General features: G+C 61.5%; 19 protein-coding genes. 9 read left to right on the forward strand and 10 right to left on the reverse strand.

The window, feature by feature from the left end; all coding sequences use genetic code 11:
* Nucleotides 1-59: 59 nt before the first annotated feature.
* From BGP85_RS06315 to BGP85_RS06330, 4 genes are all read right to left on the reverse strand, one after another.
* Nucleotides 60-476 carry a Spy/CpxP family protein refolding chaperone gene (locus tag BGP85_RS06315; protein WP_103446410.1) on the reverse strand — a complete coding sequence of 139 codons (417 nt, stop codon included), beginning with the start codon at nt 474-476 and terminating at the stop codon, nt 60-62.
* Between the two features lie 124 nt (nt 477-600).
* Nucleotides 601-1,278, reverse strand: coding sequence for a response regulator transcription factor (locus tag BGP85_RS06320; protein WP_103446411.1), 678 nt, complete (start codon nt 1,276-1,278; stop codon nt 601-603).
* A 143-nt stretch (nt 1,279-1,421) separates the two neighbouring features.
* Nucleotides 1,422-1,721: a YciI family protein gene (locus BGP85_RS06325; protein ID WP_008091826.1), complete on the reverse strand. Its 300-nt coding sequence runs from the start codon at nt 1,719-1,721 to the stop codon at nt 1,422-1,424.
* 1 nt (nt 1,722) lies between these two features.
* Nucleotides 1,723-2,316 (reverse strand): septation protein A, encoded by a 594-nt coding sequence (locus BGP85_RS06330; protein WP_103446412.1) that lies wholly within the window; start codon nt 2,314-2,316, stop codon nt 1,723-1,725.
* 67 nt (nt 2,317-2,383) lie between these two features.
* Here BGP85_RS06330 and BGP85_RS06335 point away from each other — a divergent pair, with 67 nt between their 5' ends.
* The 6 genes from BGP85_RS06335 (at nt 2,384) to BGP85_RS06360 (ending at nt 12,227) form a co-directional block, all read left to right on the forward strand.
* Entirely contained in the window at nt 2,384-3,244 is an 861-nt protein-coding gene (locus BGP85_RS06335) for a PHP domain-containing protein (RefSeq protein WP_103446413.1), read from the forward strand.
* Between the two features lie 13 nt (nt 3,245-3,257).
* Nucleotides 3,258-3,887: an L-threonylcarbamoyladenylate synthase gene (locus BGP85_RS06340; protein ID WP_085675920.1), complete on the forward strand. Its 630-nt coding sequence runs from the start codon at nt 3,258-3,260 to the stop codon at nt 3,885-3,887.
* Nucleotides 3,888-4,015: 128 nt separating this feature from the next.
* Complete coding sequence (locus BGP85_RS06345) at nt 4,016-4,741, forward strand: segregation and condensation protein A (RefSeq protein WP_181004511.1); 726 nt, start codon at nt 4,016-4,018, stop codon at nt 4,739-4,741.
* Nucleotides 4,728-5,498, forward strand: coding sequence for an SMC-Scp complex subunit ScpB (gene scpB / locus BGP85_RS06350; RefSeq protein WP_103446415.1), 771 nt, complete (start codon nt 4,728-4,730; stop codon nt 5,496-5,498). Before BGP85_RS06345 ends, scpB begins: the two co-directional genes overlap by 14 nt.
* Nucleotides 5,499-6,091: 593 nt before the next feature.
* Nucleotides 6,092-7,510 (forward strand): amino acid permease, encoded by a 1,419-nt coding sequence (locus tag BGP85_RS06355; protein WP_181004462.1) that lies wholly within the window; start codon nt 6,092-6,094, stop codon nt 7,508-7,510.
* A gap of 166 nt (nt 7,511-7,676) precedes the next feature.
* Nucleotides 7,677-12,227 carry a dermonecrotic toxin domain-containing protein gene (locus BGP85_RS06360; protein WP_181004463.1) on the forward strand — a complete coding sequence of 1,517 codons (4,551 nt, stop codon included), beginning with the start codon at nt 7,677-7,679 and terminating at the stop codon, nt 12,225-12,227.
* Nucleotides 12,228-12,266: 39 nt separating this feature from the next.
* Here BGP85_RS06360 and BGP85_RS06365 read toward each other — a convergent pair whose 3' ends face one another.
* Nucleotides 12,267-13,151 carry a LysR substrate-binding domain-containing protein gene (locus tag BGP85_RS06365; protein ID WP_103446418.1) on the reverse strand — a complete coding sequence of 295 codons (885 nt, stop codon included), beginning with the start codon at nt 13,149-13,151 and terminating at the stop codon, nt 12,267-12,269.
* 152 nt (nt 13,152-13,303) lie between these two features.
* Between BGP85_RS06365 and ydiJ the strand changes: the two genes are divergently transcribed.
* A complete protein-coding gene (gene ydiJ / locus BGP85_RS06370) occupies nt 13,304-16,324 on the forward strand; it encodes a D-2-hydroxyglutarate dehydrogenase YdiJ (protein WP_103446419.1) in 3,021 nt (1,006 codons plus the stop codon).
* Between the two features lie 36 nt (nt 16,325-16,360).
* Here ydiJ and BGP85_RS06375 read toward each other — a convergent pair whose 3' ends face one another.
* The 4 genes from BGP85_RS06375 to phhA form a co-directional block, all read right to left on the reverse strand.
* Nucleotides 16,361-17,548: an MFS transporter gene (locus BGP85_RS06375; protein ID WP_103446420.1), complete on the reverse strand. Its 1,188-nt coding sequence runs from the start codon at nt 17,546-17,548 to the stop codon at nt 16,361-16,363.
* Nucleotides 17,549-17,645: 97 nt separating this feature from the next.
* Complete coding sequence (locus BGP85_RS29185) at nt 17,646-17,774, reverse strand: hypothetical protein (RefSeq protein ID WP_256587427.1); 129 nt, start codon at nt 17,772-17,774, stop codon at nt 17,646-17,648.
* Between the two features lie 200 nt (nt 17,775-17,974).
* Nucleotides 17,975-18,331, reverse strand: a complete 357-nt coding sequence (locus BGP85_RS06380; RefSeq protein WP_060508389.1) for a 4a-hydroxytetrahydrobiopterin dehydratase — start codon at nt 18,329-18,331, stop codon at nt 17,975-17,977.
* Between the two features lie 39 nt (nt 18,332-18,370).
* On the reverse strand, nt 18,371-19,159 hold the full coding sequence (phhA, locus tag BGP85_RS06385; protein WP_103446421.1) for a phenylalanine 4-monooxygenase: 789 nt from the start codon (nt 19,157-19,159) through the stop codon (nt 18,371-18,373).
* A gap of 255 nt (nt 19,160-19,414) precedes the next feature.
* Here phhA and BGP85_RS06395 point away from each other — a divergent pair, with 255 nt between their 5' ends.
* The gene (locus BGP85_RS06395; RefSeq protein WP_103446422.1) at nt 19,415-20,974 is read left to right on the forward strand and encodes a sigma-54-dependent transcriptional regulator; all 1,560 of its coding nucleotides are present in this window, start codon (nt 19,415-19,417) and stop codon (nt 20,972-20,974) included.
* Between the two features lie 98 nt (nt 20,975-21,072).
* On the opposite strand, the gene BGP85_RS06400 is transcribed toward BGP85_RS06395, so the two are convergent.
* Nucleotides 21,073-21,327: a DUF2790 domain-containing protein gene (locus tag BGP85_RS06400; protein ID WP_085675843.1), complete on the reverse strand. Its 255-nt coding sequence runs from the start codon at nt 21,325-21,327 to the stop codon at nt 21,073-21,075.
* A gap of 420 nt (nt 21,328-21,747) precedes the next feature.
* Between BGP85_RS06400 and acs the strand changes: the two genes are divergently transcribed.
* Nucleotides 21,748-23,709, forward strand: a complete 1,962-nt coding sequence (acs, locus tag BGP85_RS06405; protein WP_103446423.1) for an acetate--CoA ligase — start codon at nt 21,748-21,750, stop codon at nt 23,707-23,709.
* Nucleotides 23,710-23,891 lie beyond the last annotated feature (182 nt).

A 23,891-nucleotide genomic window follows, 5' to 3' on the forward strand; every position in this document is an offset into this window, starting at 1 on the left:
TCCTGAAAACGGGAAAAGCCCGGCCCGCTTGAGGGCGGGCCGGGCATTGGGGTGACAGCTTACTGGGCCTTGCCAGCTTTTTCAGCTTTCCAGGCCTGGAACTCCTTCCATTCAGCCTTGCGAGCTTCGCGTTCCTTCTGCAGTTCGTCGAACTTCTTCTGCTGGTCAGGCTTGAGCAGCGCGCGGACCTGGCTGTCGGTCTTGTCGTGGCTGGCCTTGAGCTCGTCTTTCATGGCCTTCTGGTCAGCTGCTGGCAGCTTGTTCAGGTAGCGCTCGGTGATTTCGCGGCGGTGCTGCATTTGCTCGCCCATCAGCTTGCCGATCTGCTGGCGCTGGTCGCGGCTCAGGTCCAGTTGGGCGAAAGGCGCATCACCGCGATGATGCGGGCCGTCGTGACGCGGGCCGCCTTCAGGCATGGCCATGGCGACGGTTGGCAGGGCGGCGGCGAACATCAGGGCGATAAGGGTCTTGCGCATGGTGTTTCTCCTGTCATGGGCCGGTGTTTACCGGATGAGCTCAGTCTAGGGAGATCAAGGTCAAGCGCAGTCAGCGGACGGTAAAGGCAGGGTAAAGATGGGGCGCAGGCGGCCCCATGCAGGTTTACAGGCTGTAGTAGTAACCGCGGCTACGCAGTGCCACGATCCGCGGCCGCCCATCGGGGTGTGGGCCGACTTTCTTGCGCAGGTTGCTGACGTGCATGTCCAGGCTGCGGTCATACAGGGTCAGCTTGCGCCCCAAGGCGATCTGCGCCAGTTCCTGTTTGTCCAGCGGCTCGCCCGGCTGGCGCAGCAGCGCTTCGAGGATGCGGCTTTCGGACAGCGTCAGGCTCATGTCGCGGCCATCGATGCTGACCACGCCACGCACCGGGCTGAACGCCAGGTCGCCGATCTCCAGCTGGGTGGTGGTGGCGGTGGGGTGGCTGCGGCGCAGCACGGCGCGCAGGCGGGCGGTGAGCTCACGAGGGTCGCAGGGCTTGGCCAGGTAATCGTCGGCGCCCAGTTCCAGGCCGAGGATGCGGTCCAGGGGTTCGCCGCGCGCCGACAGCATCAGCACCGGCAGCTCGGCGTGTTCGTTGCGCAGCTGCTTGAGCAGCTCCAGGCCGCTGCCGTCGGGCAGCATCACATCCAGCACCACGGCCGCCGGGGCCTGCTCGGCCAACGCCTGTCGCGCGCTCTGGCCATCGTGGCAGGCGCGTACCGCAAACCCTTCCTGGGTCAGCCAGCTGCCGAGCAGCTCGCAGAGTTCCTGGTCATCATCAATCAGTAACAGCTCGCTCATGACTCACTCAATTCAAATCGACGGCGTCTGACGCGCTCGCCAGTGGCAAAGATACCGCAGACTGGGGGCGACTGTGCAATTTGAGCGTGCAATTAGAACGGGGCAGGCCGCGTCGCCTGCGTGATCGGCGACGCGGTGGGCGGTCAGGGCAAGACTTGCTTGAACGGCTTGACGATGACCTTGTCGTACACGCCCGCGGCGATGTACGGGTCGGCATCGGCCCAGGCCTGGGCGGCGGCCAGGGAGTCGAACTCGGCGACGATCAGGCTGCCGCTGAAGCCGGCTTCACCTGGGTCGTTGCTGTCGATGGCCGGGTGCGGGCCGGCCAGCACCACGCGGCCTTCGGCCTTGAGCTGTTGCAGGCGCTCGATGTGCGCCGGGCGTGCGGCCAGGCGTTTTTCCAGGGAGTTCGCGACGTCGCTGGCGATGATGGCGTAGAGCATGTCAATCCTTGGGTTTGGAGGTGGAAGGGTCGTCGTGCAGGTGACGCGACAGGTACACACCCTGCGCCACCAGGAAGATCACGGTCATGCCCAGGCTGCCGAACACCTTGAAGTCGACCCAGAAGTCCTGGAAGGTGAAGGCCACGAACAGGTTGGCGGCGCCGCAGAACACGAAGAAGGCGATCCAGGCCACGTTCAGGCGCGACCAGATGGCATCGGGCAGGGTTAGCGCGTGGCCCATGATGCGCTTGATCAGCACCCGGTCGCCGATGAAGTGGCTACCGGCGAAGCCCAGGGCGAACAGCCAGTTGACCACCGGCGCCTTCCACTTGAGGAAGGTCTCGCTGTGGAAGGTCAGGGTCAGTCCACCGAACACCAGGCAGGCGACCAAGGTCAGCCACTGGCCCTTTTCCAGCTTGCGCTGGCGCAGGAACAGCGCGCCGTACACCACCAGCGAGCTGATGATCAGCATCGCCGTGGCACTGTAGATGCCGCCGAACTCGAAGCTGTGGCCAGCGACTTCCATGGGTCGTGGGTCGAGCTTGTAGACGATGAAGAACAGCAGCAGCGGGATGAAATCGATGAATTGTTTCACAATGGCAGCCAGAATCGGGATGTGACGGCATAATAACAAACATCGATTCCAGCGAAAGCGCTCCTCCATGAATGTTGATCTGCACTGTCACAGCACGGCCTCCGACGGCGCCCTGTCGCCCACGGACCTGGTCGCCCGGGCCCATGAGCACGGGGTGCAAACGCTGGCACTGACCGACCACGACACCCTCGAAGGGCTACCCGAAGCTCGCCAGGCCTGCCACACGCGTGGCATGCGCTGGGTCAGCGGGGTAGAGCTGTCGTGCACCTGGGGCGGCGCGACCATCCACGTGCTGGGCTACAACTTCCCGCTCGATGCACCGCCCTTGCTCCGGGCCATCGAGGCCCTGCACCGTGGCCGCTGGTTGCGCGCCGAGGAAATCGACAAACGGTTGGCGGCCAAGGGTATGCCGGGCGCCCTCGACGGTGCGCGGGCCGTACAACAGGAACTGGGGGACAGCGGCAACGCCCCGGCGCGGCCGCACTTTGCCGAATTCATGGTCCGCGCCGGCCATGTCAAGGACCGCGGCGAGGCCTTCCGCAAGTGGCTGGGGGCCGGCAAACTGGGCGACGTCAAGCAGCACTGGCCGACGCTCGAGGAAACTGTCGCGACCCTGCGCGAGTCAAACGCTTGGGTGAGCCTTGCGCATCCCATGCACTACGATCTGACCCGCAGCAAGCGCAGGCGGCTGATTGCCGACTATATTCAGGCAGGCGGGCAGGCACTTGAAGTGGTCAACGGGATGATGCCGGCCGAACAGGTGGGCACGATGTCCATCCTCACCCGTGAGTTTGGCCTGCTGGCAAGCGCTGGCAGCGATTTCCACGGCCCCGGCACCTGGGGCGAGATCGGTGCCTACCGGCCATTGCCTGAGGACTTGCCACCTCTGTGGCGTCGATTCAGCCATGAACAGCCTATGGCGCTATGAACAGGAAGACTTCGTGAGCCAATTTTTCCAGATTCATCCGGAGAACCCTCAGCCGCGCCTGATCCGCCAGGCGGTGGAGATCATCCGCAAGGGCGGCGTGGTGGTCTACCCGACCGACTCGGCCTATGCCCTGGGTTGCCAGATCGGCGACAAGGCGGCGATCGAGCGGGTGCGCCGCCTGCGCGGCCTGGACAAGACCCACAACTTCACCCTGATGTGCTGCGACATGTCGCAACTGGGGCTGTACGCCAAGGTCGACACCGGTATCTTCCGTCTGCTCAAGGCCCATGTACCCGGGCCCTATACCTTCATCCTCAACGGTACCCGCGAAGTGCCGCGCCTGCTGCTGCATGAAAAGCGCCGCACCATCGGCCTGCGCGTGCCGGACCACGCTATTACCTTGGCGCTGCTGGCCGAACTGGGCGAGCCGCTGATGAGCGTGAGCCTGATCCTGCCGGGCGACACCGAGCCGATGACCGACCCCTACGAGATTCGCGAGCGCCTGGAGCACCATGTCGACCTGGTCATCGACGGTGGCTTCGGCGACCTCAAGGCTTCGACCATCATCGACCTGTCCGGCGACGAGCCTGAACTGATCCGCGAAGGCTGCGGCGACCCTACGCCGTTCATGGTCAACGCGTGAGTCAGGTGGAAGTACCCGAGGCGCCGGCCGAACAGATCGAGCCGCCGCCACAGCAGTTGCAGCTGGCGCTGGTCTACGGCGAAGCGCTGACCGAAATGCCGGTGGACCTGTACATTCCGCCGGACGCCCTGGAAGTCATCCTCGAAGCCTTCGAGGGCCCGCTGGACCTGCTGCTGTACCTGATCCGCAAGCAGAACATCGACATCCTCGACATCCCGGTGGCGGAAATCACCCGCCAGTACATGGGCTACGTCGAATTGATGAAGAGCGTGCGCCTGGAACTGGCCGCCGAGTACCTGGTGATGGCCGCCATGCTCGCCGAGATCAAGTCGCGCATGCTGCTGCCGCGTTCGGCCGAGGTCGAGGAAGAGGAGGGCGACCCGCGCGCCGAGCTGATCCGCCGTCTGCAGGAGTACGAGCGCTTCAAGGCCGCCGCCGAGGGCATCGACGAGCTGCCGCGGGTGGGCCGCGAGATCGTCGTGCCGCGTCTTGAGGCGCCACAGGCCAAGGTGCGCAAGCTGCTGCCGCAGGTCAGCCTGGAGGAGCTGCTGGTGTCCATGGCCGAGGTCATGCGCCGTAACGACCTGTTCGAGAGCCACCAGATCACCCGCGAGACGCTGTCTACCCGCGAGCGCATGAGCGACGTGCTGGAGCGCCTCAAGGGCGGCGCCTTCGTGCCGTTCGTCGAGCTGTTCACGCCCGAGGAGGGTAAGCTCGGCGTGGTGGTGACCTTCATGGCGATCCTCGAGCTGGTGAAGGAATCGCTGGTCGAACTGGTGCAGAATGAGCCGTTTGCGCCGATCCATGTGCGGCTGCGCCCCGAGTCTGTCGAAGAACCTGATGAATCTGAATGAACCCCGCGACCTGGCGTCGCTGATCGAAGCGTTCCTGCTCGCCTCGGGCAAGCCGCAGTCCCTCGAACGCCTCTACGAGCTGTTCGAAGAGGCCGAGCGCCCCGAGCCGAAAGTCTTCAAGAAAGCCCTGGAAGTGCTCGCCAAGTCCTGCACGGGGCGGGCTTTCGAGCTCAAGGAAGTGGCCTCCGGTTACCGCTTGCAGATTCGTGAAGATTTCGCGCCCTGGGTTGGCCGGCTGTGGGAGGAGCGCCCGCAGCGTTATTCCCGGGCCTTGCTCGAAACCATGGCGCTGATCGCCTACCGCCAGCCCATTACCCGTGGCGAGATCGAGGACGTGCGCGGCGTGGCGGTCAACAGCAACATCATCAAGACGTTGATGGAGCGCGAGTGGATTCGCGTGGTCGGCTATCGCGAGGTGCCCGGGCGCCCGGCGATGTTTGCTACCACCAAGGCGTTTCTCGATCACTTCAACCTCAAAAGCCTGGACGAACTGCCAGCGCTGGCCGAACTGCGCGAGTTGGAGCCGGAGCCGCTGCTCGACCCGGATGATGCGCCGGTCCCGGCGCACATACAGGCCTTGGCCGATGCCAGCCTGGGCGAAGAGGAAGCCGTCGGCGAGCCGAAGGAAGAGACCAGCTTCCGCAGCTTGCTGGTTGAGCTGGACCAAATGGAAGAAGGCCTGAAGACCGATTTCGATGACCTGCGCGAGGAAGAGCCCGAGGCTTCGGTGGAGGAAGAGGGCAAGTCCGAACCCTGACTCTTCTGCTGCCTGTTCCGGCCTCTTCGCGGGACAAGCCCGCTCCTACAGGTTTTGAGCTTTCCCGGCGGATGGAGATCTCCTGAACTGCGCCCCATTTGTTGGACAGTCTGTGATTAGGCTGCTGCAGCCTGACTCCTGTATGCCACGGGAGTCAGGCCGCCCAGCCCCATCTTGATTCGATCACCTCCACCCCACCCAGTCTTGCCCAAACCCCCGTACCACGGTGATATAGCGCTCATTGCCGAGTGCAAAAGCCCGGCCGCAGAGCCGGGCCAACAGAACAACAAATGGAGGCGCCATGTACGCCGATCACTTCGCCTTTTCAGGCCCCTACCACAGGATCGCTGCGTTTTTTCCCGAGGAAACAATGCAACGCGTTGACGCCTGCGCGTTTGCAGAGGTATACAGTGCGCCGCGTTTTACCTGTGACCCTCTTGCGTACCGCGCACTCTTGCCCACACCTGGCTGATCCGCCCCGGCGGCATCCGTTGGCAAGAAACCCAAGGTAACCACCTTGCCCATTCCGCTGCGCCACGAGCGCGGTGGGTCCGATTCCGTCACAGATAAAAACAATGCAGGTGACTTCGTTCATGAGTGGACAAAACATGCATTCAGGCGAGCTCAAGCGGGGCCTGAAGAACCGCCACATCCAGTTGATCGCGCTCGGCGGAGCAATTGGTACCGGCCTGTTCCTCGGCTCGGCAGGCGTGATGAAATCCGCTGGCCCGTCGATGATCCTTGGCTACGCCATCTGCGGCTTCATCGCCTTCATGATCATGCGCCAACTTGGCGAAATGATCGTCGAAGAGCCGGTGGCCGGCTCGTTCAGCCACTTCGCCCACTCCTACTGGGGCGGTTTCGCCGGCTTCCTGTCGGGCTGGAACTGTTGGGTGTTGTACATCCTGGTGGGCATGTCGGAGCTGTCGGCGGTCGGCAAGTATGTTCACTACTGGTGGCCGGAGATCCCCACCTGGGTTACGGCAGCGGCGTTCTTCCTGCTGATCAACGCCATCAACCTGATGAACGTGAAGTTCTTCGGTGAGGCCGAATTCTGGTTCGCCATCATCAAGGTTGTGGCCATTGTCAGCATGATCGGCCTGGGTGCCTACCTGCTTACCAGTGGCAGCGGCGGCCCTGACGCCTCCATCACCAATCTGTGGTCGCACGGAGGCTTCTTCCCGAATGGCGTCAGCGGCCTGGTCATGGCCCTGGCCTTCATCATGTTCTCCTTTGGTGGCCTGGAAATGCTCGGGTTCACGGCAGCCGAGGCCGACAAGCCGAGGACCGTAATCCCCAAGGCCATCAACCAGGTCATCTACCGCATTCTGATCTTCTATGTAGGCGCCTTGGTGGTGCTGTTGTCGCTGACGCCGTGGGACAACCTGGTTGCCAGTATCGACGCTTCGGGTGGAAGCTATGGCAGCAGCCCGTTCGTGCAGGTGTTCTCGCTGCTGGGCAGTGATGTGGCCGCCAATCTGCTCAACTTCGTGGTACTGACTGCGGCGTTGTCGGTGTACAACAGTGGCACCTACTGCAATGCCCGCATGCTGTTGGGCATGGCCGAGCAGGGCGATGCCCCGGCATCGTTGGCCAAGGTTGACAAGCGCGGCGTGCCGGTGCGTTCGATCCTGGTGTCGGCTGCGGTTACCTTTGTTGCCGTGCTGCTCAACTACCTGATGCCGCAAAACGCCCTGGAACTGCTGATGTCGCTGGTGGTGGCCACCCTGGTGATCAACTGGGCGATGATCAGCTACTCGCACCTGAAGTTCCGCCAGCACCTCGACCGTACTGGCCAGAAGCCGCTGTTCAAGGCGCTGTGGTACCCGTACGGCAACTATGTGGTGCTGGCCTTCGTGGTACTGATCCTCGGCATCATGCTGATGATTCCGGGTATCCAGGTTTCGGTGTATGCAATCCCTGTCTGGCTGTTTGCCATGTTCGTGGTGTACATGGTCAAGCCGCGTCGTCAGGCGCAGGCGGGTCGGGCTGCTGGTCACGCGGCCAAGTAAGCCGCTAGAGCTACTCGTAAAACCCGAAGCCAGGTGACTGGCTTCGGGTTTTTTTTTGCCTTGTCCCAAAGCCCTGCAGAGGATGCCGGGTAGTAGCCGAATAGTGCCTGGCGCTGCCTCCCTTAGCCAATGCTGCAGGTACTTACAAGCAGGGTCTCAGGCACACATGACTACCGACAATCCTCACTCCACACCGTTTGATGGAAGTGCGCAACTGCGCAGCTTTCAGGATGGCTTTATCGCCAGACGCCTACCTGGCTGGTTGAAAAAACTCGACCCTGCGCGGTTTGCCTTGTTGAGCGAGGCGTTGCACGCCGGGCTTGCAACGCGTCGGCAACTCTCTGCAATTTTTTCCAGAGTGCAAAACATCGATGAGTTCGCCAAGCAACGAATTGTCGATCGGTTTGGGCTGAGTAGGGCACCCGATAAGCTGTTTCTGCGGCAGTGGTACACCTATGCATCGCCAACCGTGCATTGGGCTACCAGTCGGCTACCGATACAGGACCGCGACTGGTACGACATTTCGTTGTTATGGGCGGCTTTACAGAACTTCAGCAATGACCACATCACGATGAAAGGGGATTGCGTGGTCGACATGGTCGGCAACAAAGTTGCGCAGCTTTCAGCCACGGCATTTGTCCAGGCATGCCGCAGTCTTGATATTGGCGGTCAATACCAGAAGCACTTGCAATCTGTACTGCAGTCGCCAGTGGTGAGCGGCGCTAACGGGCAGGGCTTTGCTGAATTGCTGCAAAGTCAGATTCGTTCGATGATGCTGGTCGATGCACTCAAGGCGCACTCGGATGGCGTACTCAGTGAGGTGCAACTGGAGTGGGTGATCGACGTTTATCGTCAAGGCCGCCCTGGCCGACTGGCGGGCGCGCCCGTGGTTGCCAGAAAGCTGCAGATACTGGGTTGCGAGCTTCAGCAGATTGTTGTGTTCGATGTGATCGATGAAGGGTTTTTCCGTAATACCAGCAAAGCGGTGCTGGTTTACATACCTGCAGATCCACATGGCCCCTGGAGCGTGAGCAACGATCTCGAGGCGTTTGCCCGCAGTGTGCTGGGACGTCGCTTGCGCGATGACCAGTATCGTAAGTTTTTCAGTCGCTTTGTGCGCAGGCGCGACAGCCAGCATTTTTTTACTGAAGTGCAGAAACGATTGGGCGATATCGCAGACTTTGCTACCCGAGACCTGGATCAACACATGACGCGTGATCTGGATTCGCTATTCCAAGGGCTGGCGATTGGGCGGATCAACCAGATCAAGGATGACGCTGCGATGATTGCGGTGCCTGTGGCTCAGATCGACACTGCTGTGCAGGCGGAGCATGACCGGCGCATGGTCGCCGAGGGATGGGCGGGATTGACGCTTGCGAGCCTGTTTGTGCCGCAATTGGGCGTGATCTTGCTGGCGGTGATGGCCTGGGACCTGCTGGACGAGACATTTCAAGCTGCGGCGGGGTGGCGCGAGGGCGACGACGCTGCAGCGCTGGACCACCTGCTCAACGTGGGCAAGACCCTGGCGATCGTGGCAGCGGCGGGTGTTGGAGGTGTTGCCGTGCGACATGCGTGGCAACGAGCGGTAATGGTCGATGACATGGTGCCTGCTGTATTGGAGGACGGCAGTGAAAAGCTGTGGAACCAGGATCTTGCGCCTTATGTAAGTCAGCCACCACCGGTGACTGCGGTGGTTGATGCGCAGGGGATCTACCGTCAGGACGCGCAAAGCTGGATTGAGATGGATGGGGCTTACTACCAGGTAACTGAGCGCGTTGACGGGGAATGTTACCTTCGTCCGCACGCGAATCATTCGCCTCAATTGGAGCACAATGGCGCCGGGGCATGGCGGCTCTGGAGCGACCGGCCAGAGCAGTGGAATGATACTCAAAGGATGTTCAGCCGACTGGGCGGCCAATGCGCTCGGCTTCCGCGCAGCTTGGTTGACCATGTGATTGCCGTGCATGGCCTCAGCGACCTGCACCTGAGGGCTTTGCACGTTTTTGGCAAGGCGCCCGAGGTTGAGCTGATTGATACGGTAAACCGGTTTCTGATTGCCGAGCGCGTGGCTGATCTGCAGCGATGCTTGCGTTCCGGTGAGCAGATCGCGGACCAGCCTTTATTGCTCAAAGCGCATGAGCTCCCCGGTGCCGCCGGGTTGGCGGATGAAGGCTTGGCGCAAGTCGTTGCCGATCATCGACGGCAGCTGTTCCAGATGCTCTATGAGCCTTTGGACGTCATGGATGAAACCACTCGCCCTTTGCGGCGGGCTTTTGCCAGCCTGCACCAGCTGGCTGCGCAGCAGATGCTGGCCGAAGCGAGTGAGGCCCAGCGCACCCAGATGGCCGAATCGGGGCGTGTGCCGCTGGCCATGGCGCTGGCTGCGCGGGAGCGGGTTTTGCGCATAAGGGTGACGCGAGTGGGGGAAGGCTTGTGGATCGACGTGCCGCAGACGTTCGATTTTGCCAGGGCTATCCTCAAGCTTGTGCAGGGGCTGCCTGGCGTGCCGGCTGACAAAAGCTGGCACTTGATAGATGCGCAAGGCCGCTTGGCATTCCCCGCGCCAAGTAGCCAGTCCACTGCATCAAGCTTGCTTTACCAGGACGGCGCATTCTGGTTGCGAGATGCGCAGGGCAACGATGAAAGTACACCCGGAGAATTGTTTGAAACCCTGGCCGATGCATTCAGCACAGCAGAGCGTGCTGCCATGGGGATTGCAGAGCCCTTTGCCGTCAACCTTCGGCAAGCAGTGGCAAGGCAGTGGATGACAGGCCGGCAGGACATCGAGAGCCTGTTCGGAGGTGATCACCCTTCGGCGCCCTTCTTGCTGCCCAGACGTCTGGATGATGGCAGGATAGGTTATCCACTTTCAGGCGGTGGCCGGTTGTTCGGCAGTCGCCCGCCCGCCGCGCTACCAGCCCGGCTACGAATGTTGTGTGCCGGCGCCAGTGACGCGCAGATCGAGGCGTGGCTCAGTGCCGCGGGGCCTGAGAATGCCGAGACGGCAATACGTGAATTTGAGAGCCAGCTTAAAATATTGAAAACCAGCTTGACGCGTTGGCAGCGGCTCGGTGCGTTCAAGCTTGAATGGTTGGCGCGTTATGGTTTTCGCAAAACACTGATTGCGCGGTGGCGTGTTGCGATACTCGGAAAATTTCTGGATGTCAAGGTGCCAAACGCGCTATGGGATATCGGGATGGGGTTTCAGCAACTTCCTGAGCTCCCGGAGTCCATCGTCTTCCCACACGTTACCCAGTTCGCGCTGAGAGACTCCGAATTGACGGAAATTTCTGAAAACTTTCTTCGTGCGTTCCCGAACTTGCAGGAGCTAGACCTGACCAATGGTGAGATTCGCAAAATTTCCTTGCCCCCCTTTCTTCGTGGCCAGTTGACGTCGTTGGATTTGTCAGGGAACAGAATAAAACTGGACGCCCGGCAGGTGGAGATACTGGAGAGTTGCACGGCGCTGTTGTACCTAAACTTGTCGAATAACCCGCTGAACGTAGGCTTTTCAATCAGCGGGATGCCGGAGTTGAGATCATTGTTGCTTTGTTCTACCCGGCTCCCGAGCATGCCGCGGGGAGTGTTGAGACACCAGAAATTGTCAAGGTTTGAACTGACGGACAGTACGATCACTTCATTCGATCCGGATTTTTGGGCGTCACCCATCGTGCGCAGGGGAAGGTTTCGGGTAGGAATGCGCGGTGAAACAGAGAGGCGGTGGTATGACCCAGAGAATATTCTGAATCCTGTGCCTCAGCGTTATCAGTGGGAGGACGCTATGGATCCGGAGTTCAGGGACGAGCTAGCATCGTTGTGGCAGAGTATTGAAGAGCTGCCCGGCTCGCATAATTTTTTCGACCTCCTCAAACGCTTGAGTACATCTGCAGAGTTCGCCTCTGATAACGGTGCGAATGAGCTTGCTTATCGGGTACAGGAGATGATGGAGGCGATCAAAGAAGCCGGTGATTCGCTTGTGATCACAGAGGATGAACTTGCCACGATCGTTGAGGACAAGCTGGCGCAGGAAGCTGGGGCGAATGCAGGCAGGGAAAAACTGATGGCCGACACCCGGGAGCATTACAGCTTCAGGGCTGATTTCTTTAGGGAGTCGGAGGTCAATGCCTGTGGTGATGATGCGCTCTCTCATTTTATCGATCTTGAGATGAAGATCCAGACGTGGGGGCTTATCCGAAATCCTGAAGCTCACTCGGAGGCAGAGTTGTTGAGGGTCGGTGGTCAATTTTGGCGGATGCAAAAGCTGGATGAGTTTTCTTCGATGCATGCTTTTGATTTGGGAATGGCTGCGAAGTCGGTCGATGTGCAGTTGATGTATCGAATCGAGCTGTACGATGACCTGCAACTTCCCATTCGCCGTCCTGTTATGCGTTTTACCGGTGAGTTTGACCGAAGAGCTGTAGACCGTCCTGGGGTGTTGAGGGACATCCGGGAACATCAAGTGGTTGCCGAAATGGCTCCATGGTTTTGTGAGCAAGCGTACTGGCGAAAATACCTTGAGCGGACGTGGCCTGCACGCTTCAAGTTACCAGCACAGCGAATCATAGAAAAGAATCGGTTACATGAGGCAGATGATGCAGAGGGCATGGAGGCATTTAACCAATGGGAGGCGGACTGGTTGCGTGATCAGCGTATGGCGTTGACCGAGGCGGCCATGCAGCGCGCGGCATATATGTGGAATGTTAACATCCCCGAATGAATGATAGGGGGCAGGCGCAATTCCAGGAATGCTTACTCCCTATATCTGCCCCAGCAGCCAGCCACGAAAAGCTTTCAGCGACGGCAGCGCTTCATTTCGCGAAGGATAGACAAGGTAATAGCTACGCTGGCTGGCAATGGCGCTGCCTGGGCTAAATAACTCGCCTTTGCCCAATTCCTCGTCAACCAGGATTCTCGGCACCAGGCCGATCCCGATCCCGGCCCGTACCGCCTGGATCAGGTGCGAGGTCAATTCGAAACTTGGCCCCAACCGCATCGCCCGGTGCGGCAGGCCATGGTGCGAGAACCATTCGCCCCAGGCATGCGGGTTGTTGGCCACGTTGAGCAGCACTTCCTGGCTGATGCGCGCCGGGCACCAGCCTTGGGTATCTGTGCCTGCTTCCGGTGGCAGGATAACCACCAGTTCCTCGGCGTGAAGGCGATGGCAGATCAGCCCTGGCAAGTCATGGCTGGCTACGCCGATAGCCGCATCGATCTCGCTGGTGTCGAAGTTGATGGCTTCGATCCGTGAATGAATATGCACCAGCATCCCTGGGTGTGCGCTGTAGAACGCATGCAGCCTCGGCAACAACCACTTCGAGCCGAAGGTCGGCAGGGTGGCCAGGCGCAAGGTGCCCACGCCCGACTGATACGCCAGCGCCTGCAATGTGGCGCTGCGGATGCGCCCCAGCGCCTCGCTGAGCTCGCGCTGGTACAGACGGCCGACATCGGTCAGCTGCACTTGGCGCCCTTCACGGCGGAACAGGGTCAGGCCCAGTTGTTGCTCCAGTGCCTGTACCTGGCGGCTGACTGCGCTCTGGGTCAGCGACAGTTCGGCGGCGGCGCGGGTGTAGCTTTCATGCCGGGCGGCGGCCTCGAAAGCCAGCAGGAGTGACATGGACGGTGTCAGGTGGCGGTAATTCATTCATAAAAGTCATTGATAGCGGCAGGATTATCCGTTTGCCCCTGAAGCCAAACTACAGGAACATTGGGCTATACGTCATCCCTGCATGCGGTCACCCATGCCGGAACGACAGGAATCCCGTGAATCAGCCCATATCAAGAGGCCATCCTTCGATGATCGCCCCGCTTTCGACCGTTGCTCCCGGCGCCAACTACCCCGAATTCCTCGAAGCCCTGCGCAACAGTGGTTTCCGTGGCCAGATCAGCGCCGACTACGGCACCCGTACGGTGCTGGCCACCGACAACTCGATCTACCAGCGCCTGCCCCAGGCGGCGGTGTTCCCGCTGGACACCGACGACGTGGCGCGGGTTGCTGCACTGATGGGAGAAGCGCGCTTCCAGGACGTCAAGCTGACCCCGCGTGGCGGCGGTACGGGCACCAACGGCCAGTCTTTGACCGACGGCATCGTCGTCGATCTTTCGCGGCACATGAACCAGATTCTTGAAATCAATGTCGAGGAGCGCTGGGTGCGGGTCCAGGCCGGTACCGTCAAGGACCAGCTCAATGCTGCGCTCAAGCCGCACGGTCTATTCTTCGCCCCTGAGCTGTCCACTTCCAACCGCGCCACCGTCGGCGGCATGATCAACACCGACGCCAGCGGGCAGGGCAGCTGCACCTACGGCAAGACCCGCGACCACGTGCTCGAACTGCACAGCGTGCTGCTGGGCGGCGAGCGCCTGCACAGCCTGCCGATCGACGACGCTGCGCTGGCGCAGGCCTGTGCCGCGCCCGGCCGTGTCGGCGAGGTGTACCGCATGGCCCGGGAGATCCACGAAACCCAGGCCGATCTGATCGAAAGCACCTTCCCCAAGCTCAACCGCTGCCTGACCGGCTATGACCTCGCGCACCTGCGTGACGAGCAGGGCCGTTTCAACCTCAACAGCGTGCTGTGCGGCGCCGAGGGTTCGCTCGGTTATGTGGTCGAAGCCAAGCTCAATGTGCTGCCGATCCCGAAATATGCCGTGCTGGTCAACGTGCGCTACACCAGCTTCATGGACGCCCTGCGCGACGCCAATGCACTGATGGCGCTCAAGCCGCTGTCGATCGAAACGGTCGACTCCAAGGTGCTGATGCTGGCGATGAAGGACATCGTCTGGCACAGCGTCGCCGAATACTTCCCGGCCGACCCCGAGCGCCCGACCCTGGGCATCAACCTGGTGGAGTTCTGTGGCGACGAGCCGGCCGAGGTCAATGCTCGGGTCCAGGCGTTCATCGACCACCTGCAGAGCGACACCAGCGTCGAGCGCCTGGGCCACACGTTGGCCGAGGGCGCCGAGGCGGTGACCCGCGTCTACACCATGCGCAAGCGCTCGGTGGGCCTGCTCGGCAACGTCGAGGGCGAAGTGCGCCCGCAGCCGTTCGTGGAAGACACGGCCGTGCCGCCGGAGCAGCTGGCCGACTACATCGCCGACTTCCGCGCGCTGCTCGATGGCTACGGCCTGGCCTACGGCATGTTCGGCCACGTCGATGCCGGCGTGCTGCACGTGCGCCCGGCCCTGGACATGAAAGACCCGGCCCAGGCCGCCCTGGTCAAGCCAATCTCCGACGCCGTGGCGGCGCTGACCAAAAGCTATGGCGGCCTGCTGTGGGGCGAGCACGGCAAGGGCCTGCGTTCGGAATACGTGCCGGAGTACTTCGGCGAACTGTACCCGGCGCTGCAGCGTCTGAAGGGCGCCTTCGACCCGCACAACCAGCTCAATCCGGGCAAGATCTGCACGCCACCGGGCAGCGCCGAGGGCCTGACCAAGGTCGACGGCGTGACCCTGCGTGGCGACCTTGACCGCACCATCGACGAGCGCGTGTGGCAGGACTTCCCCAGCGCCGTGCACTGCAACGGCAACGGCGCCTGCTACAACTACGACCGCAACGACGCCATGTGCCCGTCGTGGAAGGCCACCCGCGAACGCCAGCATTCTCCCAAGGGCCGTGCCTCGCTGATGCGTGAATGGCTGCGCCTGCAGGGCGAGGCCAACATCGACGTACTGGCGGCGGCGCGCAACAAGGTGTCGTGGCTCAAGGGCCTGCCGGCGAGGCTGCGCAACAACCGCGCCCGCAACCAGGGCCAGGAAGACTTTTCCCATGAAGTGTACGACGCCATGGCCGGTTGCCTGGCGTGCAAATCGTGCGCTGGGCAGTGCCCGATCAAGGTCAACGTGCCAGACTTCCGCTCGCGCTTTCTCGAGCTGTACCACGGCCGCTACCAGCGCCCGCTGCGTGACTACCTGATCGGCTCGCTGGAATTCACCATCCCGTACCTGGCCCATGCATCAGGCCTGTACAACGCAGTGATGGGCTCGAAGTGGGTAAGCAAGCTGCTGGCGGACAAGGTCGGTATGGTCGACAGCCCGCTGATCAGCCGCTTCAACTTCCAGTCGACCCTGACCCGCTGCCGTGTCGGCGTGGCCAGTGTGCCAGCCCTGCGCGAACTGACCCCGGCCCAGCGTGAGCGCAGCATCGTGCTGGTACAGGATGCCTTCACCCGCTACTTCGAGACGCCGCTGCTGGCCGCGTTCATCGAGCTGGCCCATCGCCTTGGCCACCGGGTGTTCCTGGCGCCCTACAGCGCCAACGGCAAGCCGCTGCACGTGCAGGGCTTCCTCGGTGCCTTCGCCAAGGCGGCTATCCGCAATGCGACCCAGCTCAAGGCCCTGGCTGATTGCGGCGTGCCGCTGGTGGGCCTGGACCCGGCGATGACCCTGGTCTACCGCCAGGAGTACCAGAAGGTCCCGGGCCTCGAAGCCTGCCCGCAGGTGCAGCTGCCGCAGGAGTGGCTGATGGATGTGCTGCCGGAGCAGGCACCGACCGCGCCGGGCAACTTCCGCCTGATGGCGCACTGCACCGAGAAGACCAATGTGCCGGCCAGCACCAAGCAGTGGGAACAGGTGTTTGCCCGTTTGGGTCTGAAGCTGGTGACCGAGGCGACCGGCTGCTGCGGCATGTCCGGTACCTACGGGCATGAGGCGCGCAATCAGGAGACTTCGCGGACCATCTTCGAGCAGTCGTGGGCGACCAAGCTGGACAAGGAAGGTGAAGCACTGGCCACCGGCTATTCGTGCCGCAGCCAGGTCAAGCGCATGACCGAGCGGCAGATGCGCCACCCGCTGGAAGTGGTGTTGCAGTACGCCAAGCGCTGAGTTTCAGGGACCTGGGGCTGCTTCGCAGCCCCAGCTTTATTGGCCGCGCTCCAGCCGAGCCTGGCGATACAGATAAAGGCTCAACACCAGCCCACAGCACGCTGCCGCCGCTGCAAACAGAAACATCGAGGCAAACCCGAATCCCGATGCCACCGCACCCACCAGCGGCCCGGTAATCCCCAGCGAAAGATCGATGAACAGCGAATACGCCCCCACTGCCGCCCCGCGGTTGGCTGCCGACACCTGATTCACCGCTTCCACGCCCAGCGCCGGGAACACCAGCGAGAATCCGAAGCCACTCAGCGCTGCCCCTGCCAGTGCCATCTCGGCATTGGGCGCCATCCACAGCATCAACAGCCCAAGTGTTTCCACCGAAAGGCAAACGATTGCCACCCTGAACCCACCGATCCGGTTGATCAGGTTGCCGAACAGCAGCCGCGCGCAGATGAAGCTGGCACCGAACAGGCTCAGGGTCAGCGCCGCATTGGCCCAGCCGCGGCTGGCGTAATACAAGGTGATGAAGGTGGCGATGGTGCCGAAGCCGATCGAGCCCAGAGCCAGCCCTGAACCGTGCGGGAACACCTTGCCCAGCACCTGCATGAACGGCAGGCGCTTGCCACTGACCACAGGCGCTGCGCGCTTCGGCCAGGCCAGCAGCAGGCCCAGGGCGCACAGCAGGAGGATGCTCACCCCCATGCTCCATAGCCCCAGGCCCTTGACCATCAGCACGCCCAATGGCGCACCGATGGCCAGCGCGCCATAGCTGGCGATGCCGTTCCAGGAAATGACCTTGGCCGTGTGCTCGGCACCGACCCGGCCGATACCCCAGCCGATCGAGCCAGAGCCCACCAGGCTTTCTGCGCTGCCCAGCACCAGGCGGCCGAACAGCAGGCACGCCAGGCTGACCCAGGGCAGCTCGGTAAGGAAGGCGCAGGCGAGCATGAATACACCGCTCAGGCCGCAACCGGCGAGGCCGATCATGACCGCTTTCTTGCTGCCGTGGTTATCGATTATGCGGCTGGCGGTGGGGCGGCTGAGCAGGGTGGCGAGGTACTGCACGCTGATCACAAGGCCGGCGATCACGGCACTGAAGCCGAGTTCGTTATGTACGTAGCCTGGCAGCACGGCAAGGGGGATGCCGATGTTTAGGTAGCCGATGAAGGTGAAGAGGACGATGGATACGACTTGCAGGGTGACCGCAAGAGGGCGCGGTGAGTCAGGCATGGGGGTCTTCGTGGCAGAGGTTCGTGACGGTGTGAAAACGTGATGACGGGGGAGCCCGCAGGTCAGCCGTTTTCACACAGTCGCAGGGATGCGCAGTTTATTCCTGGTCAGCGCTGGATTGGTCGTCACCATCCTGATCGACGGCAGGCGTCGGTTCGGCGTGGACGGTAACGGATGGCTCTTCTGGGTTCAGGCTTGGGAAGGGAAGATTCGGGATTTCATGCATCTCGTCGTTCCTCGCAAGTGTGAGTGAAAAGTCTGCGCCAGGCGCGTTCGGAGCTTCGTAAAGCTGGGGCAGGATACACAAGTCTGGATGACAGTTTGTAATTTTTCCCGGACGCTTGTCGGTTTTGCGGGCGGATACCGGACAGATTTCGACTAAATTGCGGGTAAAAAAACAGGGCCCTGAGGCCCTGTTCGTGGTGTTTACTTACGGCCTTCAGCCGTCTCGGCGACCTTGTCGGTGCGCGCGCACATGATGAAGTCATTGCGGTGCAGGCCTTTGATCGAGTGGCTCCACCAAGTTACGGTGACCTTTCCCCATTCGGTCATCAGGCCAGGGTGGTGGCCTTCGGCTTCGGCGATCTCGCCCACGGCATTGGTGAAGGCCAGGGCCTGCTTGAAGTTCTTGAACAGGAACACGCGCTCCAGTTCCATGTGGCCGTCGCGGACTTCGATGTTCCAGTCCGGGATCTCGCGGATCAGTTCCGCCAGTTCCTCGTCGGTGACCTTGGGTGCGTCAGCGCGGCAGGCTTCGCAGTGGGCTTGGTTCAAGGCATTCATGGGTGTGTTTTCCGCTTCGAGTTGTTATCGGCAAGGCGCTCAGGCAGCGACCTTGGGTGGAAATTTCGGTGCGTGCAGCCCCAGCTGCATGGCTTGCTGGACCATCGCCATGATGTCTTCGTGGGCCAGGTCGAACAGGCGCTTCATGTTCGGCAGCACGAAGTACAGCGGCTGCAGGATGTCGATACGGTACGGCGTGCGCATGCACTCGATCGGGTCGAAGGCCTGGTGTTCAGGCTCGCCAGAAAGACTGTAGACGGTCTCTTTCGGTGAGGAGAGGATGCCGCCGCCATAGATCTTGCGGCCCTTCGCGGTCTCCATCAGGCCGAACTCGATGGTCATCCAGTACAGGCGCGCCAGGTACACGCGTTGTTCCTTGGTTGCGGCCAGGCCGAGCTTGCCGTAGGTGTGGGTGAATTCGGCGAAGAACGGGTTGGTCAGCAGCGGGCAGTGGCCGAAGATCTCGTGGAAGATGTCCGGTTCCTGCAGGTAGTCCAGTTCTTCCGGGGTGCGGATGAAGGTGGCGACCGGGAAGCGCTTGCTCGCCAGCAGCTCGAAGAAGGTCTGGAAGGGAATCAGCGCCGGCACGCGGGCAACCTGCCAGCCGGTGGTGGCGCCCAGCACCTTGTTGATCTCGCCCAGCTGCGGAATGCGGTCATGGGGCAGCTTGAGCTGGTCGATGCCGTCCAGGTACTCCTGGCACGCGCGGCCTTCGATGACTTTCAGCTGGCGGGTGATCAGGGTGTTCCATACCGCATGCTCTTGCTGCGGGTAATCGATAAAACCGTGCGCATCGGGCTCGCGTGCCACGTATTGCGTCTGTTTCATGTGGCTCTCCTGGTGAGGGCTTTCTTGTTATGTCCACGACATGACTTAGGAATATCCCTTCACCGGATGATTTGCACGGGGGCTGGCCCTGCTGGCGGGCGCCCTTTGATCTGTCTTGCGTAACGATAATTTTACAAAATACACGACATGCCGGAAAATCCGGGTTATCAAGCTGCCTTTTATGGGTTTTTTGTCAGCTTATCTTTACGAATTTCCCGTGCGAGGTTGAAAAACTTCGCCGCTTCGAGAGCATTCATGCGTATCAAAGTGCATTGCCAGAACCGCATCGGCATCCTTCGCGACATCCTCAACCTGCTGGTGGAGTACGGCATCAACGTGCTGCGCGGCGAGGTGGGGGGAGACCATGGCAACGCCATCTACCTGCACTGCCCGAACCTGATCAATCTGCAGTTTCAGGCCTTGCGGCCCAAGTTCGAGTCGATTGCTGGCGTATTCGGGGTCAAGCGCGTTGGCCTGATGCCCAGTGAGCGCCGGCACATGGAGCTTAATGCGTTGCTCGGTGCGCTGGACTTCCCGGTGCTGTCTATAGACATGGGGGGCAGCATCGTCGCCGCCAACCGCACGGCGGCGCAGTTGCTCGGGGTGCGCGTCGACGAAGTGCCGGGTATGCCGCTGGCGCGTTATGTCGAGGATTTCGACCTGCCTGAGCTGGTGCGTGCCAACAAGTCGCGCATCAATGGGCTGCGCATCAAGGTCAAGGGCGATGTGTTCCTGGCCGATATTGCGCCGTTGCAGTCCGAGCACGATGATAGCGAGGCCCTGGCCGGTGCCGTGTTGACCCTGCATCGGGCCGACCGCATCGGTGAACGCATCTATAACGTGCGCAAGCAGGAGTTGCGCGGTTTCGACAGCATCTTCCAGAGTTCGCGGGTGATGGCGGCAGTGGTGCGTGAGGCGCGGCGCATGGCGCCGCTGGATGCGCCGTTGCTGATCGAAGGCGAGACCGGCACCGGCAAGGAATTGCTGGCCCGTGCTTGCCACCTGGCCAGCCCGCGTGGCCAGGCGCCATTGATGGCGCTCAACTGTGCCGGCCTGCCAGAGTCGATGGCCGAAACCGAGTTGTTCGGTTATGGCCCCGGGGCATTCGAAGGGGCGCGTGCCGAGGGCAAGCTGGGACTGCTGGAGTTGACCGCCGGCGGTACCTTGTTCCTCGATGGCGTGGGGGAGATGAGTCCGCGCTTGCAGGTCAAGCTGCTGCGCTTCCTGCAGGATGGTTGCTTCCGCCGTGTGGGCAGCGACGAAGAGGTGTACCTGGATGTGCGGGTGATCTGTGCCACCCAGGTTGACCTTTCCGAGCTGTGCGCCCGTGGCGAGTTCCGCCAGGACCTTTATCACCGGCTCAACGTGCTGTCGCTGCACATTCCGCCGCTACGCGAGTGCATGGACGGGCTGGAAGGCCTGGTACAGCACTTTCTCGACCAGGCCAGCCGGCAGATCGGCTGTGCCATGCCGCGCCTGGCGCCGGCGGCCATGGACAAGCTCAGCCAGTATCACTGGCCGGGTAACGTGCGGCAGCTGGAGAACGTGTTGTTCCAGGCGGTTTCGCTATGCGAGGGCGGGGTGGTGAAAGGGGAGCATATTCGTTTGCCGGATTACGGCGTGCGGCAACCATTGGGCGAGTTTTCGCTGGATGGGGATCTTGCGCAGATTGTCGGACGATTTGAAAAGGCCGTACTGGAAAGTCTGATGGGTGAGTTTCCAAGTAGCCGGGCATTGGGTAAACGCCTGGGGGTTTCCCATACGACGATTGCCAACAAGTTGCGGGATTATTCCCTGGGCAAGTCGGCAGATTAAATAACGGTTATTTAATGGCCCGTTAACTTTCACAGCGGAGCGGAAGTTACGTGCGGGCAAAACGCGAACGGGGCCCACAAGGGCCCCGATTCAAGGTATCAGCCGTTGGAGCAGCCGTTCCCCATCACGCGGTATTCGAGAATGTGCTTCTGGCCCTTGGAGTCCTCGTAGGTCATGCGGGCGGGCACGACTTCACACACGTTGGGCACTTCGCTCATGGAGATGACGCGGGCAATGTCCAGGTGCTGCGAGTAACTGTACTGTTCAACCGGGATCTGCTCGACATTGTTTGCTTCGCCGGCCATCGCCGCGCCGCAAAGACCGCCAAGTACCAATACCAGTAAAGCTTTCATTTTCATTTTACCTGTCTAAGGTCGTGAGGGGGCACGCGGCGCTTGTGGCGCCGCGAGTACTGCCAAAGTTCAACTATCAGAATGAGAGGGGGATTAACTGATTGCCTTCGTGGGGGCTGTTTCCAGTAGTTAATCGCCTTGCCGTTGCTGGCGAGGTGAATCTTATGCCTGGGCAACTAAGGGAAACAGATGGCGTTTTGATAAAGTTTTTTTGCCTTTTTCCAGAATCTGTAACAATCCCCCGGCAGGCGCTATCTCATTTTTCCCTGGCCGGGCCGGCGGCTGCGGGCTAGAGCCTTCCGCGCTATTCGCATGAAGATTTTCCCGTCGCGCTACTACCATCGTCGTATGGTTTTTCCCGCTCTGGTACAGTTACAAACGATTCCATACAAAAACAACTATTACACCGAGGTAACACAGATGAGTGCGGCTCCACTGTATCCCGTTCGTCCCGAGGTTGCGGCCACTACCCTGACCGACGAGGCCACCTACAAGGCCATGTACCAGCAATCGGTGATCAACCCGGACGGCTTCTGGCGTGAGCAGGCCCAGCGTCTGGACTGGATCAAGCCGTTCACCAAGGTCAAGCAGACCTCGTTCGACGACCACCATGTCGATATCAAGTGGTTCGCCGACGGCACTCTGAACGTTTCCTCCAACTGCCTGGACCGCCACCTCGAAGAGCGCGGCGACCAGCTGGCAATCATCTGGGAAGGCGACGACCCTTCCGAACACCGCAACATCACCTACCGCGAGCTGCACGAGCAGGTCTGCAAGTTCGCCAACGCCCTGCGCGGCCAGGACGTGCACCGTGGCGATGTGGTGACCATCTACATGCCGATGATCCCCGAAGCCGTGGTGGCCATGCTGGCCTGCGCCCGCATCGGCGCCATCCACTCGGTGGTGTTCGGCGGCTTCTCGCCGGAAGCGCTGGCCGGCCGGATCATCGACTGCAAGTCCAAGGTGGTGATCACCGCCGACGAAGGCTTGCGTGGCGGCCGTCGTACCCCGCTCAAGGCCAACGTCGACCTGGCACTGACCAACCCGGAAACCAGCAGCGTGCAGAAGATCATCGTGTGCAAGCGCACCGGTGGCGACATCGCCTGGCACCAGCACCGCGACATCTGGTTCGAAGACCTGATGAAAGTGGCCTCCAGCCACTGCGCACCCAAGGAAATGGGCGCCGAGGAGCCGCTGTTCATCCTTTATACCTCCGGCTCCACCGGCAAGCCGAAGGGTGTGCTGCACACCACCGGGGGTTACCTGGTGTATGCCGCGCTGACCCATGAGCGCGTGTTCGACTACCGCCCTGGCGAAGTCTACTGGTGCACCGCCGACGTCGGCTGGGTCACCGGCCACAGCTACATCGTCTACGGCCCGCTGGCCAACGGCGCCACCACGCTGCTGTTCGAAGGCGTGCCGAACTACCCGGACATCACCCGCGTGTCGAAGATCGTCGACAAGCACAAGGTCAACATCCTCTACACCGCCCCGACCGCCATTCGCGCCATGATGGCCGAAGGGCAGGCCGCGGTTGCCGGCGCCGACGGTTCCAGCCTGCGCCTGCTGGGTTCGGTGGGCGAGCCGATCAATCCCGAGGCCTGGAACTGGTACTACAAGACCGTGGGCAAGGAGCGTTGCCCGATCGTCGACACCTGGTGGCAGACCGAGACCGGTGGCGTGCTGATCAGCCCACTGCCGGGTGCCACGGCGCTCAAGCCGGGTTCGGCGACCCGCCCGTTCTTCGGCGTGGTGCCGGCACTGGTGGATAATCTGGGCAACCTGATTGAAGGGGCTGCCGAAGGCAACCTGGTGATCCTCGATTCCTGGCCGGGCCAGTCGCGTTCGCTGTACGGCGACCACGACCGCTTCGTCGACACCTACTTCAAGACCTTCCGCGGCATGTACTTCACCGGCGACGGCGCGCGCCGTGACGAGGATGGCTACTACTGGATCACCGGCCGCGTGGACGACGTGCTCAATGTCTCCGGCCACCGCATGGGTACCGCCGAGATCGAAAGCGCCATGGTTGCCCACGCCAAGGTGGCGGAGGCGGCGGTGGTCGGCGTGCCGCACGACATCAAGGGGCAAGGCATCTATGTCTATGTCACCCTCAATGCCGGTATCGAGCCGAGCGAGCAGCTGCGCCTGGAGCTGAAGAACTGGGTGCGCAAGGAGATCGGCCCGATTGCCTCGCCGGATGTGATCCAGTGGGCGCCGGGGCTGCCTAAGACCCGTTCGGGCAAGATCATGCGGCGTATCCTGCGCAAGATCGCCACCGCCGAATACGATGCCCTGGGTGACATCTCGACCCTGGCCGACCCGGGCGTGGTGCAACACCTGATCGATACCCACAAGGCGATGAACCTGGCTTCGGCCTGATAAGCCCGATTTGACGATAACGCAAACCCCGCCAGGGCAACCGGCGGGGTTTTTGCTTTACTGTTACCCGACAATCATCGGTAACTCTTCTGTCACCGATTTCGCACAGGATCGGGGCGCACGGAAACAGATCCGTGCCATTTCGGTGCGGTTGCGTGACCGTTCTCAACAAGGTGAAACGC

The organism is Pseudomonas putida (assembly GCF_002906855.1).
Classification (GTDB): Bacteria; Pseudomonadota; Gammaproteobacteria; order Pseudomonadales; family Pseudomonadaceae; genus Aquipseudomonas; species Aquipseudomonas putida_N.